The organism is Pseudomonas sp. Marseille-P9899 (genome assembly GCF_903166565.1).
Lineage (GTDB): Bacteria > Pseudomonadota > Gammaproteobacteria > Pseudomonadales > Pseudomonadaceae > Aquipseudomonas > Aquipseudomonas huaxiensis.
In genome coordinates, this window is the sequence record NZ_CAESCG010000002.1 from 592,017 (window position 1) to 610,482 (window position 18,466).

Consider the following 18,466-nt stretch of genomic DNA (forward strand, 5'->3'; position numbering starts at 1 on the left):
AGGGGAAGGGAAACACCGCAAATGTTGGCGACGGAAATTTGGCGTAAGGCCAGTTGCCAGTAGGTGTTCTCAATCCATTGCGACAACGTCGATCCGGATCGTGGATTTCCTCTGAAATCCCCCGGTCGTGGCGGTCGCAGGCACTTCGATCCGGGCATCGGTCATTTGGCCCGCACACGAAACGCCACGTACTTCCTGCAAGAGAACTCGGCGGTGGAGGAGTGGGTACATGGCTCAGTCAATCGGTGTGGTCAGCAAGGTGGTCGGTCTGGTGTTCGCGGTCGCGAGTGACGGAACCCGGCGGGCGTTGGTCGAAGGCGACCGTCTGTTCGTTGGCGAACAACTGGAGACCGGCGCGGCCGGGGCCGTGGCGGTCCATCTGGCCAACGGCGGGGACCTGACCCTCGGCCGCGACAGCAGCCTGACCCTCTCCAGCAACCTGCTGAATCATCACGCGCCTCATGTGCAAGCTCCGGATATCGTGACTCCGACTGAAGCGCAACTGACCGACGTCGAGAAACTCCAGCAAGCCATCGCCGCCGGCGGCGACCCGACCCAGGATGCCGAAGCGACCGCTGCCGGCCCGGGTAACGGCGCGCCCGGTGCGTTGGGCGGCGGACACAGTTTCGTGTTGCTGACCGAAGTGGGTGGCCGGGTCGATCCGGTGATTGGCTTTCCCACCGCCGGCTTCAACTTCCAGGGCGACCTGGTGGACCTGCGCACCGGCGATGTGACGCACGATCAACCTCTCCCACCCTCGGTGAACAACCCCATCAGCCTGAATGGCCTGGCGGTGCAGGGCGGCGAGATCACCGTCAACGAAGCCAATCTGCCACAGGGCTCGGCCAGCAATCCCGGCGCCCTTACCCAGGGTGGGACCTTCACCGTGGTTGCGCCCGACGGGGTGTTCAACCTCAATGTCGGTGGCGTGAATGTGCTGACGGCTGGTGTTGTCACTGGCGTAGGACAGTCCTTCACCACCGGTGCCGGCAACCTCCTGACCATCACCGCGTACGACCCGGTCAGCGGCACTGTCAGCTACAGCTACACCCTGACCACCGCCGGCAACTCGCTGGGCGAGAGCATCCCGGTCACCGCCAGTGACAGCAACGGCGATGTCACCAGCGGCAGCCTCGATGTCACCATCCTCGACGATGTACCGCGGGCGGTAGACGACACCAATGCCTCGGTGGCCACCGAAGCCTCGACCGTATTGACCGGCAACGTTCTACCCAACGACATCCAGGGCGCCGACCGCACGCCCAACCCGATCATTCCGGGAACCTTCACTGGCACCTACGGCACGCTCGTACTGGCTGCGGACGGTTCCTACACCTACACCCTGAATCCATCGGACCCGGACTTCATCAACCTGCACGGTGGCGGTCACGCGACCGAGACCTTTACCTACACGCTGACCGATGCCGATGGCGACACCAGCAACGCCAACCTCGTGCTCAACATCACCAACCTGGATGATCCGGTGGTGCTGGGCGGGGTGGGGGCCAATGCCGGGGCGATCAGCGTTTTCGAGAAAAACCTGAGTACCGGCAGCAGCCCGGATGCGGCCGCGCTGACCCAGACCGGCAGCTTTACCGTCACCGCGGCGGATGGCTTGCAGACCTTGAGCGTGGGCGGCATCAACGTTATTTCCGGCGGCGTGGCGGTCACTTTCCCGCAAACCGTGACGACACCGCTGGGCAACACCCTGACAGTCACCGGCTACAACCCGGCCACCGGGGTGGTGACCTACAGCTACACCCTGCTGGACAGCGAAACCCATCCGGCGGGCAACGGGGCCAACACCCTGACGGAAAGCTTCACCGTAGTCGCCACCGATACCGACGGCAGCTCCAGCACGGCCAACCTGAACGTGCTGATCGTCGATGATCAGCCTGTTGCAGTAGCGGACAGCAATGCGTCGGTCGCTACCGAAGCCTCGACAGTGCTGACCGGGAATGTGCTGACCAACGACATCCAGGGCGCCGACCGGGTGACCGGACCGATCACCGCAGGCACCTTCACCGGGACCTACGGCACACTGGTACTGGCTGCAGATGGTTCCTACACCTACACGCTGAATCCTGCCGACCCGGACTTCTTCAACCTGCACGGTGGTGGTAACGGGACCGAGACCTTTGCCTATACCCTCACCGATGCGGATGGCGATACCAGCACCGCCAACCTGGTGCTGAACATCACCAACCTCAACGACCCGGTGACGCTGACAGGCCTGGATAACAGCGGCGGCGAGCTGAGCGTCTACGAGAAAAACCTGAGTGATGGCAGCAGCCCGGATGCCGGAGCGTTGACGCAGACCGGCACCTTCACCATCAGCGCGCCGGATGGACTGCAGACCCTGAGTGTCGGTGGCATCAATGTCATCAGCGGCGGCGTGGCGGCCGGCTTCCCGCAATCCACGACCACCTTGCTCGGCAACACCCTGACCGTCACTGGCTATAACCCGAGCACCGGCGTGGTGACCTACAGCTACACCCTGCTGGACAACGAAGCGCACCCGAATGCCGGCGGCACCAACAGCGTGACCGAGAGCTTCAGCGTTATCGCCACCGACACCGATGGCAGTAGCACCAGCGGCAGTATTGACGTCAACATCGTCGACGACGTGCCGACGGCTGTTGCGGATACCAACGCGTCGGTTGCTACGGAAGCGTCGACGGTGTTGACGGGGAATGTGCTGACCAACGATATCCAGGGTGCCGACCGGGTTGCCGGGCCGATTACTGCGGGTACCTTCACCGGAACCTACGGCACGTTGGTATTGGCTTCGGATGGGTCTTACACCTATACGCTGAATCCTGCGGATCCGGACTTCTTCAATCTGCATGGTGGGGGTACGGGGACTGAGACGTTTGCCTACACCCTGACTGATGCTGATGGCGATACCAGTACTGCGAATCTGGTTCTGGATATCAAGAATCTGAATGATCCAGTCACCCTTAATGGTCTTGAAGCGGCGGGTGGTGAGCTTTCGGTTTACGAGAAGAATCTGAGCGACGGGAGTAGCCCGAATATTCCGGCATTGACTCAAACCGGCACCCTTACGGTCACTGCGCCGGATGGGTTGCAAACCCTGAGTGTGGGTGGCATCAGCGTTATTTCTGGCGGGGTGGCGGCTGGTTTCCCACAAACCGCAACGACCCCGCTGGGCAACACGCTGACAGTTACTGGCTACAACCCAAGCACCGGTGTGGTGACCTACAGCTACACGTTGCTGGATAACGAAGCTCATCCGAATGCTGGCGGCATCAACAGCCTTACCGAGAGCTTTACCGTCACGGCTACCGATACTGATGGCAGCACCAGCAGTGGCAGTCTCGACGTAAACATCGTTGATGATGTGCCAACCGCCGCCCCTGACACCAATGCGTCGGTTGCTACCGAAGCCTCGACGATGCTGAGGGGGAATGTGCTGACGAACGATATTCAAGGCGCCGACCGTGTTACTGGACCGATCACCGCCGGTACCTTCACTGGAACCTACGGCACGTTGGTATTGGCTGCGGACGGTTCTTACGCATATACGCTGAACCCTGCGGATCCGGACTTCTTCAATCTGCATGGTGGCGGCACGGGTACTGAGACGTTTGCCTACACCCTGACTGATGCCGACGGCGATACCAGTACTGCGAATCTGGTTCTGGATATCAAGAATCTGAATGACCCAGTCACCCTTAATGGCCTTGATGCGGCGGGTGGTGAGCTTTCGGTTTACGAGAAGAATCTGAGCGACGGTAGTAGCCCGAACACGCCGGCACTGACCCAAACCGGCACCTTTACTGTGACTGCACCGGACGGCCTGCAAACGCTCAGCGTGGGCGGTATCAACGTTATTTCTGGTGGTGTGGCCGCCGGTTTCCCGCAAACCGCTACGACCCCGTTGGGCAACACGCTGACAGTCACCGGCTACAACCCAAGCACCGGCGTGGTGACCTACAGCTACACACTGCTGGATAACGAAGCGCATCCGAATGCGGGCGGCATCAACAGTCTCACCGAGAGCTTTACCGTCACGGCTACCGATACTGATGGCAGTACCAGCAGTGGCAGCCTCGACGTGAACATCGTCGACGATGTGCCAACCGCCACCCCTGACACCAATGCATCGGTCGCTACCGAAGCCTCGACGGTGCTGACGGGGAATGTGCTGACCAACGACATCCAAGGTGCCGACCGGGTTACCGGGCCGATTACTGCGGGTACCTTCACCGGAACCTACGGCACACTCGTGCTGGCTGCGGACGGCTCCTACACCTACACCTTGAATCCTGCGGATCCGGACTTCTTCAATCTGCATGGTGGGGGAACGGGTACTGAGACGTTTGCCTACACCCTGACTGATGCTGATGGCGATACCAGTACTGCCAACTTGGTCTTGGACATCAAAAACCTGAATGATCCAGTCACCCTCAATGGCCTTGATGCGGCGGGTGGGGAGCTTTCGGTTTACGAGAAAAAACTGAGCGGCGGTAGTAATCCGAATACTCCGGCGCTGACTCAAACCGGCCCCTTTACCGTGACTGCGCCGGATGGTTTGCAGACCCTGAGGGTGGGTGGCATCAACGTTATTTCTGGTGGTGTGGCCGCCGGTTTCCCGCAAACCGCCACGACACCTTTGGGCAACACGCTGACAGTCACTGGCTACAACCCAACCACCGGGGTGGTGACCTACAGCTACACGCTGCTAGATAACGAAGCGCATCCGAATGCGGGCGGCATCAACAGTCTCACCGAGAGCTTTACCGTTACCGCGACCGACACCGACGGCAGCACCACCAGTGGCAGTCTCGATGTGAACATCGTTGATGATGTGCCGACGGCTGTTGCGGATACCAATGCATCGGTTGCCACCGAAGCCTCGACGGTGCTGACAGGGAATGTGCTGACGAACGATATTCAAGGCGCCGACCGTGTCACCGGCCCGATCACCGCCGGCACCTTCACGGGCACCTACGGCACCCTCGTACTGGCAGCGGACGGCTCCTACACCTACACGCTGAACCCTGCGGATCCGGACTTCTTCAATCTGCATGGTGGCGGCACGGGTACTGAGACGTTTGCCTACACCCTGACTGATGCCGACGGCGATACCAGTACTGCGAATCTGGTTCTGGATATCAAGAATCTGAATGACCCAGTCACCCTTAATGGCCTTGATGCGGCGGGTGGTGAGCTTTCGGTTTACGAGAAGAATCTGAGCGACGGTAGTAGCCCGAACACGCCGGCACTGACCCAAACCGGCACCTTTACTGTGACTGCACCGGACGGCCTGCAAACGCTCAGCGTGGGCGGTATCAACGTTATTTCTGGTGGTGTGGCCGCCGGGTTCCCACAAACCGCAACGACCCCGCTGGGCAACACGCTGACAGTCACCGGCTACAACCCAACCACCGGCGTGGTGACCTACAGCTACACCCTGCTGGATAACGAAACCCATCCAAACGCCGGCGGCATCAACAGTCTCACCGAGAGCTTTACCGTCACCGCGACCGACACCGACGGCAGCACCACCAGTGGCAGCCTCGACGTGAACATCGTCGACGACGTGCCAACCGCTGCGCCGGATACCAACGCCTCGGTCGCTACCGAAGCGTCGACGGTGCTGACAGGGAATGTGCTGACGAACGACATCCAGGGGGCCGACCGGGTTACCGGTCCGATCACTGCGGGCACCTTCACGGGCACCTACGGCACACTCGTGCTGGCTGCGGACGGCTCCTACACCTACACCCTGAATCCTGCTGATCCAGACTTCTTCAATCTGCATGGTGGGGGAACGGGTACTGAGACGTTTGCCTACACCCTGACCGACGCGGACGGTGATACCAGCACCGCCAACCTGGTCCTGAACGTCAAGAACCTGAATGACCCAGTAACCCTCAATGGACTCGATGCTGCGGGTGGCGAACTGACGGTCTACGAGAAAAACCTGAGCGACGGCAGCAACCCGAACACGCCGGCACTGACTCAAACGGGGACGTTCACTGTCACTGCGCCGGACGGTCTGCAAACCCTGAGCGTAGGTGGCATCAGCGTTGTTTCTGGCGGGGTGGCGGCTGGTTTCCCACAAACGGCTACGACGCCTTTGGGCAACACGCTGACAGTCACTGGCTACAACCCAACCACCGGGGTGGTGACCTACAGCTACACGCTGCTAGATAACGAAGCGCATCCGAATGCGGGCGGCATCAACAGTCTCACCGAGAGCTTTACCGTCACCGCGACCGACACCGACGGCAGTACCAGCAGTGGCAGCCTCGACGTGAACATCGTCGACGACGTGCCAACCGCTGCGCCGGATACCAACGCCTCGGTCGCTACCGAAGCGTCGACGGTGCTGACAGGGAATGTGCTGACGAACGACATCCAGGGTGCCGACCGGGTTACCGGTCCGATCACTGCGGGCACCTTCACGGGCACCTACGGCACACTCGTGCTGGCTGCGGACGGCTCCTACACCTACACCCTGAATCCTGCTGATCCAGACTTCTTCAACCTGCATGGTGGGGGAACGGGTACTGAGACGTTTGCCTACACCCTGACCGACGCGGACGGTGATACCAGCACCGCCAATTTGGTCCTGAACATCAAGAACCTGAATGATCCGGTCACCCTGAATGGCCTTGATGCGGCAGGTGGCGAGCTTTCGGTTTACGAGAAGAATCTGAGTGACGGTAGTAACCCGAATACTCCGGCGCTGACTCAAACCGGCACCTTTACGGTCACTGCGCCAGACGGCCTGCAAACCCTGAGCGTGGGCGGTATCAACGTTGTCTCTGGCGGAGTGGCCGCCGGTTTCCCACAAACCGCAACGACCCCGCTGGGCAACACACTGACAGTCACCGGCTACAACCCAAGCACCGGCGTAGTGACCTATAGCTACACCCTGCTGGATAACGAAACCCATCCAAACGCCGGCGGCATCAATAGCCTCACCGAGAGCTTTACCGTCACCGCGACTGACACCGATGGCAGCACCACCAGCGGCAGCCTCGACGTAAACATCGTCGACGATGTACCCACCGCCGCCCCTGACACTAACGCCGTCACCGCCACCGAAGCCCAACTGACCCTCACCGGGAATGTGCTGACCAACGATATCCAGGGCGCCGACCGTGTCACCGGCCCGATCACCGCCGGCACCTTTACCGGAACCTACGGCATATTGGTCCTGGCAGCGGACGGCTCATACACCTACACCCTGAACCCCTCGGACCAGGACTTCATCAACCTGCACGGTGGTGGTACCGGAACCGAGACATTTGCCTACACCCTGAAGGATGCGGACGGCGACACCAGCACCGCCAACCTGGTCCTCAACATCAAGAACCTCAACGACCCGGTCACCCTCAACGGCCTCAACGTTGCGGGCGGCGAACTGACGGTCTACGAGAAGAACCTCAGCGACGGCAGCAGTCCAAACACTCCGGCGCTGACTCAAACCGGCACCTTTACGGTCACCGCGCCGGACGGTCTGCAAACTCTAAGTGTTGGTGGCATCAATGTCGTCAGCGGAGGAGTGGCCGCCGGGTTCCCACAAACCGCAACGACCCCGCTGGGCAACACGCTGACAGTCACTGGCTACAACCCAACCACCGGCGTAGTGACCTACAGCTACACCCTGCTGGATAACGAAACCCATCCGAATGCGGGCGGCATCAACAGCCTCACCGAGAGCTTCACCGTCACCGCGACGGATACCGACGGCAGCACTACCAGCGGCAGCCTCGACGTAAACATCGTCGACGATGTACCCACCGCCGCCCCTGACACTAACGCCGTCACCGCCACCGAAGCCCAACTGACCCTCACCGGGAATGTGCTGACCAACGACATCCAAGGCGCCGACCGTGTCACCGGCCCGATCACCGCCGGCACCTTCACGGGTACCTACGGCACCCTCGTACTGGCAGCGGACGGCTCCTACACCTACACCCTGAACCCCTCGGACCAGGACTTCATCAACCTGCACGGTGGTGGCACCGGCACCGAGACATTTGCCTACACCCTGAAGGATGCGGACGGCGACACCAGCACCGCCAACCTGGTCCTCAACATCAAGAACCTCAACGACCCTGTCACCCTCAACGGCCTCAACGTTGCGGGCGGCGAACTGACGGTCTACGAGAAAAACCTGAGCGACGGCAGCAGTCCAAACACTCCGGCGCTGACTCAAACCGGCACCTTCACCGTCACCGCCCCGGACGGTCTGCAAACCCTGAGCGTGGGCGGCATCAATGTCGTCAGCGGAGGAGTGGCCGCCGGTTTCCCACAAACCGCAACGACCCCTCTGGGCAACACCCTGACAGTCACCGGCTACAACCCAACCACCGGCGTAGTGACCTACAGCTACACCCTGCTGGATAACGAAGCCCATCCAAACGCCGGTGGCATGAACAGTCTCACCGAGAGCTTCACCGTCACCGCGACGGACGCTGACGGCAGCACCACCAGCGGCAGCCTCGACGTCAATATCATCGACGATGTGCCGACGGCGCGTCCCGATGCGGTCTCGGTCATCGAGGGCGATACGGTGACCGGCAATGTCCTGACCAACGACACCAAGGGTGCCGACGACCCCGGCAGCAATGTGGTGGTGGGTGTCCGCGCTGGCTCCAATACCGCGACGTCGGCCATTGGCTCGCTGAACACCAATGTCGCCGGCACCTACGGCACCCTGACCCTGGATGCCGCGGGGAATGCGGTGTATCACGCCAATCCGAACTCGGTAGCGGCGGCCGGTGCGCAGGACGTGTTCACCTACACCATTCGGGATGCCGACGGTGACGAAAGCACCACGACCCTCACCGTCAATGTGAAGGATTGTGCGCTGATTGCAGGTCAGGACCAGGACGTGACGGTTTATGAAAAAGCCCTGGACCTTATCAAGGATGGTCAGGACCTGGCCGCCGGTACGGTGGTCGGCAGCGATCCCGGTGCGACGACGGAAACTGGCAGTGGGACGTTGGTAGGGTCGGTGTCGGGCGGGTCTGGCGCCATCTCTTACAGCTTGATGGGAAGCTCGACGGGGTCCTACGGCCAGATCCTGCTCAACGCTGACGGTACCTACAGGTACACCCTGACCTCGGCACCGAAAACGCCGGGTGGCGCCAACGATGGCGCGAATGTGATGACCGAGTCCTTCACCTACAAGGCGACGGATGCGCTGGGCAACTTCACCACCAGCACCATCCTGATCAACATCGTCGACGATGTGCCGAAGGCCGTAGGCGCGACGCGCTCCGTCACGCCGGGGCAGGTGGACTCCAACCTGCTGCTGGTCATCGACGTGTCGGGCAGCATGAACGATGCTTCCGGCGTGCCGGGGCTCACGCGTCTGCAACTGGCGAAACAGGCCATTGCCGCATTGCTCGACAAGTACGACGACCTGGGCGATGTCAAAGTGCAGATCGTTACGTTCTCCACCGGTGCTACCGGGCAGTCGGCGGTGTGGGTCACGGTCGACCAGGCCAAGACCATCGTCAATGGTCTCAGTGCCGGCGGGTCGACGTACTACGACTCGGCCACGACCTCGGCGCAGAGCGCCTACACCACTGCCGGAAAAATCGTGGGTGCGCAGAACATCACCTACTTCTTCTCCGACGGTGAGCCGACCTCCGGGCACGCCATTTCCGGCACCCGGGAAACCACATGGACCAATTTCCTTGATGCCAACGGGATCAAGTCCTACGCCATTGGTCTGGGCACCGGAGTCAACGCCAGCAACCTCAATCCGCTGGCCTACGACGGCAGTACCCATACCGATACCAATGCCACCGTAGTGACCGACCTCAACCAGTTGAACTCGGTACTGTCTGGCACCGTTCAGGGGGCGCCGATCACCGGCAGCCTGATGAGCGGCGGGTACTTCGGCGCCGATGGCGGCTTTATCAAGTCGCTGGGGGGGGGCGGCACGACCTATACCTACGACCCGAAAGGCAATTCCAACCAGGGTTCCTACGCCACCAGTGGTACCGATCGCGGCACCTTCGACACTGTGACCAACAGCATCACCGTCAAGACTGTCATGGGCGGCTCGCTGGTGGTGAACATGGATACCGGCGATTTCACCTACACCCCGCCGAAGGACAACGGCAGCAGCCAGGTGGAGAACGTCGGTTTCGTGGTCAGCGACAACGACGGCGACCTGAGCAATGCCAGCCTGGTGATCAATGTCTACACCAACGCCGCGCCAGTGGCGGGGGCCGACCACATCATCACCAATATCCTCTCGGCCAATATCACGGTGCCGGCTGAGGCCTTGCTGGCCAATGACACCGATGCCAACAACGACCGCCTGACTGCTTCGCCGATCACCTTCAATACCGGCTGGAGCGCCCGCGGTGCCGACTTCACTGTTGGCAGTACCACGCCGACGGTGTTGTTCAATGGCAACGGGGACAGTCCGGCGAATCAGTTGAAGGACATTGCCCGCAGCACCTTCACCGGCACCAGCGGTTCAATGACCGCGGCACTGATCGTCAGCGGCTATCTGGGGGCGGTCTCGAACACCAACGCCAACGATGAAGACGTGATCACGGTCACCCTGAAAACGGGCGAGAGCCTCAAGCTCGACCATGACCGGCCTGCCGGCAACGTGCTGATGGAGTGGAAGGATGCGTCTGGCAGCTACCAGACGATCGCTGACGGCAGCTCTTTTGTTGCCAGCCATGACGGGGTCTACAGCATCCATGTGGTCAACCTCACCAACACCAGCGGCAGCGGGGTCAACAACGCCGAGAACTACCAACTGACCATGACCGTCGATTACTCGGGCGCGGCCAACAATACCCCGCAGTACAACGGCAGCTACACCGTCAGCGACGGACACGGCGGCACCGCCACCGGCGCGCTGGATATCACCTATCAGGACAGTTCCACCCTGACCGGCACCGCCAATGCCGACACCTTGCTCGGCGGCAGCGGTAACGACACGCTCAACGGCGGGGACGGCAATGATGTGCTGGTGGGCGGCGCCGGCAATGACTCGCTGTATGGCGGCAACGGCAATGATTTGCTGATCGGCGGCCTTGGCAACGACCTGCTCGACGGCGGGGCCGGTATCGACACGGCGAGTTACGCCAGCGCCACCAGCGCTGTGACGGTCAATCTGAGCCTTGCCGGTCAGCAGAACACCATAGGCGCGGGGCTGGACACGCTGGTCTCGATCGAAAACCTGATCGGCTCTGACTACAACGACACTCTCACAGGGGACGGCGGCGCGAATCGTCTGGAGGGCGGCCTGGGCAATGACACGCTCAACGGCGGTGGTGGCGACGATGTGCTGATTGGCGGCCGCGGGGACGACACCATGACCGGGGGGCCAGGCAGCGACACGTTCCTCTGGCAGCAGGGCGATACCGGTCACGATGTGGTGACCGACTTCACCCCCGGCACCGACCATCTGGACCTGTCGCAATTGCTCCAGGGGGAAAACACGACGTCGGCTTCGCTGGATGACTATCTGCACTTCAAGGTGACCGGCGCGGGGGCCAGCGTTGTTTCGACCATTGAGGTCAGTTCGGTGGCCGGGGCGACGCCGACCCAGACCATCGATCTTGCCGGTGTGGACCTTGCCCAGCACTACGGGGTGACGGCGGGGGCGGGCGGGGTGATCGCTTCGGGGGCGGACACGGCGACCATCATCAACGGCATGATCAATGACCATTCGTTGAAAGTGGATACGGTTTAAGGGCGGGGACCGCGGGAGTGGCGCTGCACGCGGCGCCACTCCCGCTTTTTTTCAGCGCGGCAGGCGAAGGGTTTTCTGTCGCAGGATGTAAATCGTCACCAGCACCGCACTGGTCAGCATGAAGCCACGGGCCCAGGGCGAGGGCACCAGGTAGCACGAAAAGCTGATACTGGCCCACATCAGGCCGATGGCGTAGACCTTGCCCTTGAGGGGAATGCCTTCGCCGCTGAGATAGTCGCGGATCCACGGCCCAAGGCGCGGGTGGTACACCAGCCAGTCGTGGAAACGGGGGGAGCTGCGGGCGAAACAGGCGGCCGCGAGCAAAAGAAAAGGGGTGGTTGGCAGCACCGGAAGGAAGATGCCAATCACCCCTAGCGCGACGCTGAGCCAGCCGATGGCCAGCAGCAGGTAGCGCACGAACGCGAACTCAGTGGTGGCGCGGCTTGAGCAGGGCCGGCTTTTCTTCTGGCGCGTGGCAGAGCAGGTACAGCGCGGTCAGCGCTTCCGGAATCTGCACGATCATGTCGTCCATCAGGTTCGCGTCGCTGGCGATATCGGCGAACTCTGGCTGTTCATCGAACAGACCGGAACCGACCATGATCGGCAGGAGCATTTCGCTGACTTCTTCCTCGGCGCTTTCGAACCAGGCTTCCTCACGCAGGAAGACACCTTCCATGAAGCCGATGCACCAGCCGCGCAGGTCGGAATCATCTGGCTCGTCGCCCAGGTCGAGGTCGCATGGCAGCTCGAATTCCTCGTCGCTGGCCAGTTGACGGGCGATGTGGGCCTTGAGCTGGATCAGCGTGGCTTCGATCTCGGCACGCTGTGCGTCGTTGGCGTAGTGAGGTTCCTCGGCGAACAGGGCGTCGATCCACTCACGGTCGGTCACCTCTTCGGCGCTGATCGACAGCGCGGTCAGGTAGCCGTGGGCGGCAACGTAGTCCAGCGCCTCTTCGTGCAGCTCGTCGGCGTCGAGGAAGGCTTGCAGGCGGGTCAATTGCTCAGCGAAGGACATTAGGGGCTACCTTGGAAATATAACGATGCTGAATTCTAGCATTTTGCAGCACCTGCAACGCAAAGGATGACGGTCTATCGTGCAACCCCCTTTGGCGTTGGGTGCTCGGGTATACTGCCGGCTTTTTTCCGGTGGGTGCGGATTTCCCCGGTAAAAGCTGCTTGCGCATTTTTGTGTGAGTCGCGGACGGTTTTCATCCAGCCTGTGGCCGGGATGGTTTCACGATTTTTGGAGTGGTTATGCTCGAACAGGCTCAGCGCGTCCTCAAGGATATCTTCGGCTACGACAGCTTCCGGGGACGCCAGGGGGCGATCATCGAACGCGTGGCCAACGGCGGCGATGCGTTGGTGCTGATGCCCACGGGCGGCGGCAAGTCGCTGTGCTTCCAGGTTCCGGCGCTGTTGCGCAATGGCCTGGCGGTGGTGGTTTCGCCGCTGATCGCGCTGATGGAAGACCAGGTGGCGACCCTCGACGAGCTGGGCGTAGCCGCCGCCTCGTTGAACTCCACCCTGAGCGCCGAGCAACAGCGCGAACTGGCCGGGCGGATCCGCCGCGGCGAGCTGAAAATGCTCTATCTCGCGCCGGAACGCCTGGTGCAGCCGCGCATGCTGGACTTCCTGCGTGAACTCGATATTGCCCTGTTCGCCATCGACGAGGCTCACTGCGTATCGCAATGGGGCCATGATTTCCGCCCCGAATACCTGCAACTGGGCCAGTTGGCCGAGTACTTCCCTAATGTGCCGCGCATCGCCCTGACCGCCACGGCCGACATGCGCACACGGGAAGAAATCGTCACGCGTCTGCACCTGCAAGACGCCGAGCGCTTTCTCTCCAGCTTCGACCGTCCCAACATCTTCTACCGCATCGTGCCCAAGGAGCAGCCGCGCAAGCAGTTGCTGGCGTTCCTTGGCGAGCGCCGCGGTAACGCCGGGATCGTTTACTGCCTGTCGCGCAAGAAGGTCGATGAGGTCGCCGCGTTCCTCTGCGACCAGGGCTTCCCGGCGCTGCCGTATCACGCCGGGCTGCCGGCCGAGACCCGTGCCGCCAACCAGCGCCGCTTCCTCAATGAGGAAGGGCTGATCATGGTGGCGACCATTGCCTTCGGCATGGGTATCGACAAACCCAACGTGCGCTTCGTCGCCCACCTCGACCTGCCAAAGTCGCTGGAAGCCTATTACCAGGAAACCGGTCGTGCTGGCCGCGACGGCCTGCCTGCCGATGCCTGGATGGCGTACGGCCTGCAAGACATGGTGATGCTCAAGCAGATGCTGCAGAACTCCGAGGGCGATGAGCGGCACAAGCGCGTCGAGCAGCACAAGCTCGACGCCATGCTCGCCCTCTGCGAAGAAACCCGCTGCCGCCGCCAGGCCCTGCTGCGCTACTTCGACGAGGAACTGCCGCAGCCCTGCGGCCATTGCGACAACTGCGTCGACGGCGTGCAGACCTGGGATGCCACCGAGTCGGCGCGTCAGGCGCTGTCGGCGGTCTACCGCACTGGCCAGCGTTATGGCGTCGGTCACCTGGTGGATGTGCTGCTGGGCAAGGACAACGAAAAAATACGCAACTTCGGTCACGAGAAGCTGGCGGTCTATGGCGTCGGCAAGGCCCGCGCCGAGGGTGAATGGCGTTCGCTGTTCCGCCAGTTGGTGGCGCGCGGCCTGGTCGATATCGATCTGGAGGGCTATGGCGGTTTGCGCTTGTCCGACAGTTGCCGGCCGTTGCTGCGTGGCGAAGTCAGCCTGGAGCTGCGCCGCGACCTCAAGCCGCAGACCAGCAGCAAGTCCAACAGCAGCGGCGGCAGCCCGGCCAGTCAACTGGTGCGCGGCGAAGAGCGCGAGCAGTGGGAAGCCCTGCGCGCCCTGCGCCGCAAGCTGGCCGAGGAGCACGGCGTACCGCCTTATGTAATCTTCCCCGATTCCACCTTGCTGGAAATGCTCCGCAGCCAGCCGACCAGCCTCAGCGAGATGGCCCAGGTCAGCGGCGTTGGTGCGCGCAAGCTGGAGCGTTATGGCCAGGCCTTCCTCGAAGTGCTGGGCGGCGCAGCCGAGGCGCCTCCGGTGGTTGCCGATCTGCGCCACGAACTCGTCACCCTGGCCCGCGCCGGCATGACGCCGGCACAGATCGCCGGGCAGTTGCAGTGCAGCGAGAAGAACGTCTACAGCCTGCTCGCCGAGGCCATCGGTCGCCAGGAACTGTCGTTGGAGCAAGCCCTGGACCTGCCGGAAGACCTGATGGCGGAAGTGCAGGATGCGTTCCTCGATGGCGAGGGCGAACTGCCGCCAGTGTCGGAGATCAGCCCGCTGTTCGGCGCGCGGGTGCCGGAAGGCGTGCTGTATTGCGTGCGCGCTGCACTGGCGTCCGAATTCGAGATGTGACCGGCGCGTCTGTCATGATTTTTTACGTTTGCCGCGAAGCCTCGTCCAGATGAACCTTGCCTAAGGGCAACGGCCATGGTTAGCTGGCTAATAATTAGTTCTGATTATGAGTTTTTTATGCCGTTGACCGATCAACACCGCTTCGGGATGCAACTGGCCCATATGTCCCGGGGCTGGCGTGCCGAACTGGACCGCCGCCTGGCGGGCCTGAACCTGTCTCAGGCGCGCTGGCTGGTGCTGTTGCACCTGGCCCGCTTCGAAGAAGCACCGACTCAGCGCGAGTTGGCGCAGAGCGTGGGGGTCGAAGGTCCGACCCTGGCCCGGCTGCTCGACAGCCTCGAAGCCCAGGGGTTGGTGCGGCGTCAGGCGGTGGTGGAAGATCGCCGCGCGAAGAAGATCGTTCTTTGCCCACCGGCCAAGCCGCTGATCGACCAGATCGAAACCATCGCCAACGCCCTGCGGCTGGAGTTGTTCATCGGCGTGGATGAAGAGGACCTGGCGGTGTGCATGCGGGTTCATACGCGGATTCTGGCGAACCTGGAAAAGTCCAAGGTCTGACCGGATCTGGCAAGACAAAAAAACCGACGTGTTGTGCGTAATGTCAGTCAGTTAGCGTTTCAGTGTCGATGTTGGGGCTGCTCTGCAGCCCTTCGCGAGCAAGCTCGCTCCCACAGGATCCCTAGCAAAGGTGCAGTTTGTGGGAGCGAGCTTGCTCGCGAAGGGCCGCAAAGCGGCCCCAATCGGTTTAACTGACAGGCATTACGCATTGTGTGCCGATTTTTTATGGCTCCTACAGCTAACCCCCCTTCAGAACGTCTGCCCCAAATTCAGATAAACCGCCTTCTCATCCTCGCTGTTGAAGCCATAACTGAAGCTCAACGGCCCCAATGGCGTATCAAAACCGACGAACACACTCGCCGCGTTGACATAACCACTGTCGAACTCATTGTCGTTGTTCCAGACTCGCCCGCGTTCCAGCGAGCCGCCCAAGTACAGCGGGAAGTCCAGCGGCAGGTAGGCGCGTGGGGTCAGCCGGCGGTAATAGACCATGCGCATCAGGCTCAGGTTCTGCCCTGACAGCGAGTTCTGGCGGAAGCCTGAAAGCTGCCGCGGCCCGCCCATCACCATGCTCGACACCACCACGTCGGCATCGTCCAGCGTCCGTCCGTAACGTCCGCCCAGCACCCAGGTGTTCGGGCCGCTGCTCAGTGCCTTGTCCAGTTTGAAGTCCCATTGCCGGTAACGTTGATCGGAGCCGAGGTCCGGTTCGAACTGGCGCAGGGTCAGGCGGATGTCTTCGCCGCTGTGGGGGAAATAGACGTTGTCCAGGGTGTCGAAAGAATACTTCAGCTCGTAGAAGCCTTCGTTGAAGTTGACCTTGGGCAGGTCCTGGTCGCCGATCCGCACCTCGGCCTTGCCCCAGGCCTGGCCGACGCCGAAGCGCACTTCACCGCTGTTGCCGATCTGCCGGCCGAGGTTCAGGCCGAAGCCGTAGCGCTCCAGGCGGTATTCGGCGACGGGGTCGTTGTCCAGCGTCGCCTCGATGTTCTGCGAGCCGAGGTTCAGGTACGGCGCGACGAAATAGCGCGAGCCGGTATCCAGCGGCTGGTAGAACTCGCTGTACAGCTCCTGCACATCACCGATCTGCGCTCGGGTCAGCCATTCCGCGCCGAGCCTGTTGATGCCGTTGACCCGGTAGCTGGCGCCGAGGTTGAAGGCGCTGTCGCCGCGCATGTCATCCGAGAGGTTGATGCCCAGGCGCAGGTAGTCGGTGCCGCCGCGGCGACCGCGGGCGTTGATCACCAAGGTGTTGTCCTCGCCCTTGTGCACCACGCGGTACTGGACCCGGTCGAAGTAGTCCAGGCCGTACAGGGTGCCCATGTCGGTCTGCAGGCGGTCCAGCTCCAGTGGCTGGCCGACGGGTTGGCGGATGTAGTAGCGGATCACGTCGTCGCTGACCTTGGAATCGTTCTCCACCTTGATTGCGGTGATCACCGGGGTCCGTTGCCCTGGAGAGCGGGCCACCGCCAGCTCGGCGCCGCTGCCTTCGACATGGCGCAGGGCGGCCAGGCGAGGGCCGAGAATTTGTGTCGCCCGGTAGCCAGCATCGACCATTTCCGGCGCTCGACCGAAGTCGGTGACGCCGAAGCTGGCCAGTGACGGCTGAATCAGGATGTCGTCGCGCTTGAGGGCGGCCAGTTGTTCTTCGGAGTTGCGCCGGGTCATCAGGGTGATGGACTGGTTGAGCACATCGACCACCGTTGCCAGTTGCTTGCGGTTGCGCAGCGGCGTGCCGATATCGACGACGATGGCGATGTCCACGCCCATTTCCCGCACGATATCCAGCGGGATGTTGTCCACCATGCCGCCGTCGACCAGCAGCCGACCCTCCAGCTCGACCGGGGCGAACACCGCCGGGATGGACATGCTGGCGCGAATCACCTGGGGCAGGTGGCCTCGGCTGAACACCACCTTCTCGCCGCTGGCGATATCGGTGGCCACCGCGCGGAAGGGGATCGGCAGTTTGTCGAAGTCGCGGGTATCGCTGGTGTGGGCCAGCAGGCTTTCCAGCAGCAGCGCCAGGTTCTGGCCCTGGATCACCCCCAGCGGCAGGCCGAGGCTGCCGTCGTCGCGGAAGCTGATTTTCTGTTTGATCAGGAAGTCGCGGTCGTCCTGTTTGCGGCGGAACGGGACGTCCTTGCGCGGCGGCGCATCGGAAAGGGCCTGCTGCCAGTCGATCGACAGCGCCAGTTTCTCCAGTTCCTCGATCTTGTAGCCGGAGGCGTAGAGCCCGCCGATCACCGCGCCCATGCTGGTGCCGGCGATGGCGTCGATCTTCACGCCCTGTTCTTCCAGCGCCTTGAGCACGCCGATATGGGCCAGCCCGCGAGCGGCGCCGCCGGACAGCACCAGGCCGACTTTGGGCCGGGTAGCGCCAGGCTTGGCGGTCTCGGCGGCGAACAGGGAAAGGGTGGTGGACAACAGCAGCAGACAGAGCAGCAGGCGGCGCATCGTGGCTCTCGGAGCGAAGGGCAAAGACCGCTAGTATAAGCGCCACACATTTTGTTTGAGGTTGTTACCGTGAGCGCGCCGAAGCCGGAAATTGTCATCACCTATTGCACGCAGTGCCAATGGCTGCTGCGCGCGGCCTGGCTGGCCCAGGAACTGCTCAGCACGTTCAGCGACGAACTGGGCCGCGTGGCGCTGGAGCCCGCCAGCGGCGGCACGTTCCGCATCACCTGCGATGGCGTGCAGATCTGGGAGCGCAAGGCCGACGGCGGCTTCCCGGAAGCCAAGGTGCTCAAGCAGCGGGTGCGCGACCTGATCGACCCCGAGCGCGACCTCGGTCACAACGACCGCTGA

At 62.2% G+C, this 18,466-nt stretch carries 7 protein-coding genes; 4 read left to right on the forward strand and 3 right to left on the reverse strand.

Features of this window, described 5'->3' with window-relative positions:
* The first annotated feature begins 229 nt into the window (after nt 1–229).
* Complete coding sequence (locus HWV67_RS12025; protein ID WP_175651388.1) at nt 230–11,713, forward strand: retention module-containing protein; 11,484 nt, start codon at nt 230–232, stop codon at nt 11,711–11,713.
* A gap of 51 nt (nt 11,714–11,764) precedes the next feature.
* Here the strand turns inward: HWV67_RS12025 and HWV67_RS12030 are convergent, their stop codons facing one another.
* Nucleotides 11,765–12,130, reverse strand: a complete 366-nt coding sequence (locus HWV67_RS12030; protein ID WP_175651389.1) for a YbaN family protein — start codon at nt 12,128–12,130, stop codon at nt 11,765–11,767.
* 10 nt (nt 12,131–12,140) lie between these two features.
* Complete coding sequence (locus HWV67_RS12035) at nt 12,141–12,728, reverse strand: UPF0149 family protein (RefSeq protein ID WP_175651390.1); 588 nt, start codon at nt 12,726–12,728, stop codon at nt 12,141–12,143.
* 239 nt (nt 12,729–12,967) lie between these two features.
* Between HWV67_RS12035 and recQ the strand changes: the two genes are divergently transcribed.
* Entirely contained in the window at nt 12,968–15,103 is a 2,136-nt protein-coding gene (gene recQ / locus HWV67_RS12040) for a DNA helicase RecQ (RefSeq protein ID WP_175651391.1), read from the forward strand.
* A 117-nt stretch (nt 15,104–15,220) separates the two neighbouring features.
* On the forward strand, nt 15,221–15,661 hold the full coding sequence (locus HWV67_RS12045) for a MarR family transcriptional regulator (RefSeq protein WP_095160068.1): 441 nt from the start codon (nt 15,221–15,223) through the stop codon (nt 15,659–15,661).
* A gap of 249 nt (nt 15,662–15,910) precedes the next feature.
* On the opposite strand, the gene HWV67_RS12050 is transcribed toward HWV67_RS12045, so the two are convergent.
* On the reverse strand, nt 15,911–18,115 hold the full coding sequence (locus HWV67_RS12050) for a patatin-like phospholipase family protein (protein WP_175651392.1): 2,205 nt from the start codon (nt 18,113–18,115) through the stop codon (nt 15,911–15,913).
* Between the two features lie 69 nt (nt 18,116–18,184).
* Here HWV67_RS12050 and HWV67_RS12055 point away from each other — a divergent pair, with 69 nt between their 5' ends.
* A complete protein-coding gene (locus tag HWV67_RS12055; RefSeq protein ID WP_175651393.1) occupies nt 18,185–18,466 on the forward strand; it encodes a SelT/SelW/SelH family protein in 282 nt (93 codons plus the stop codon).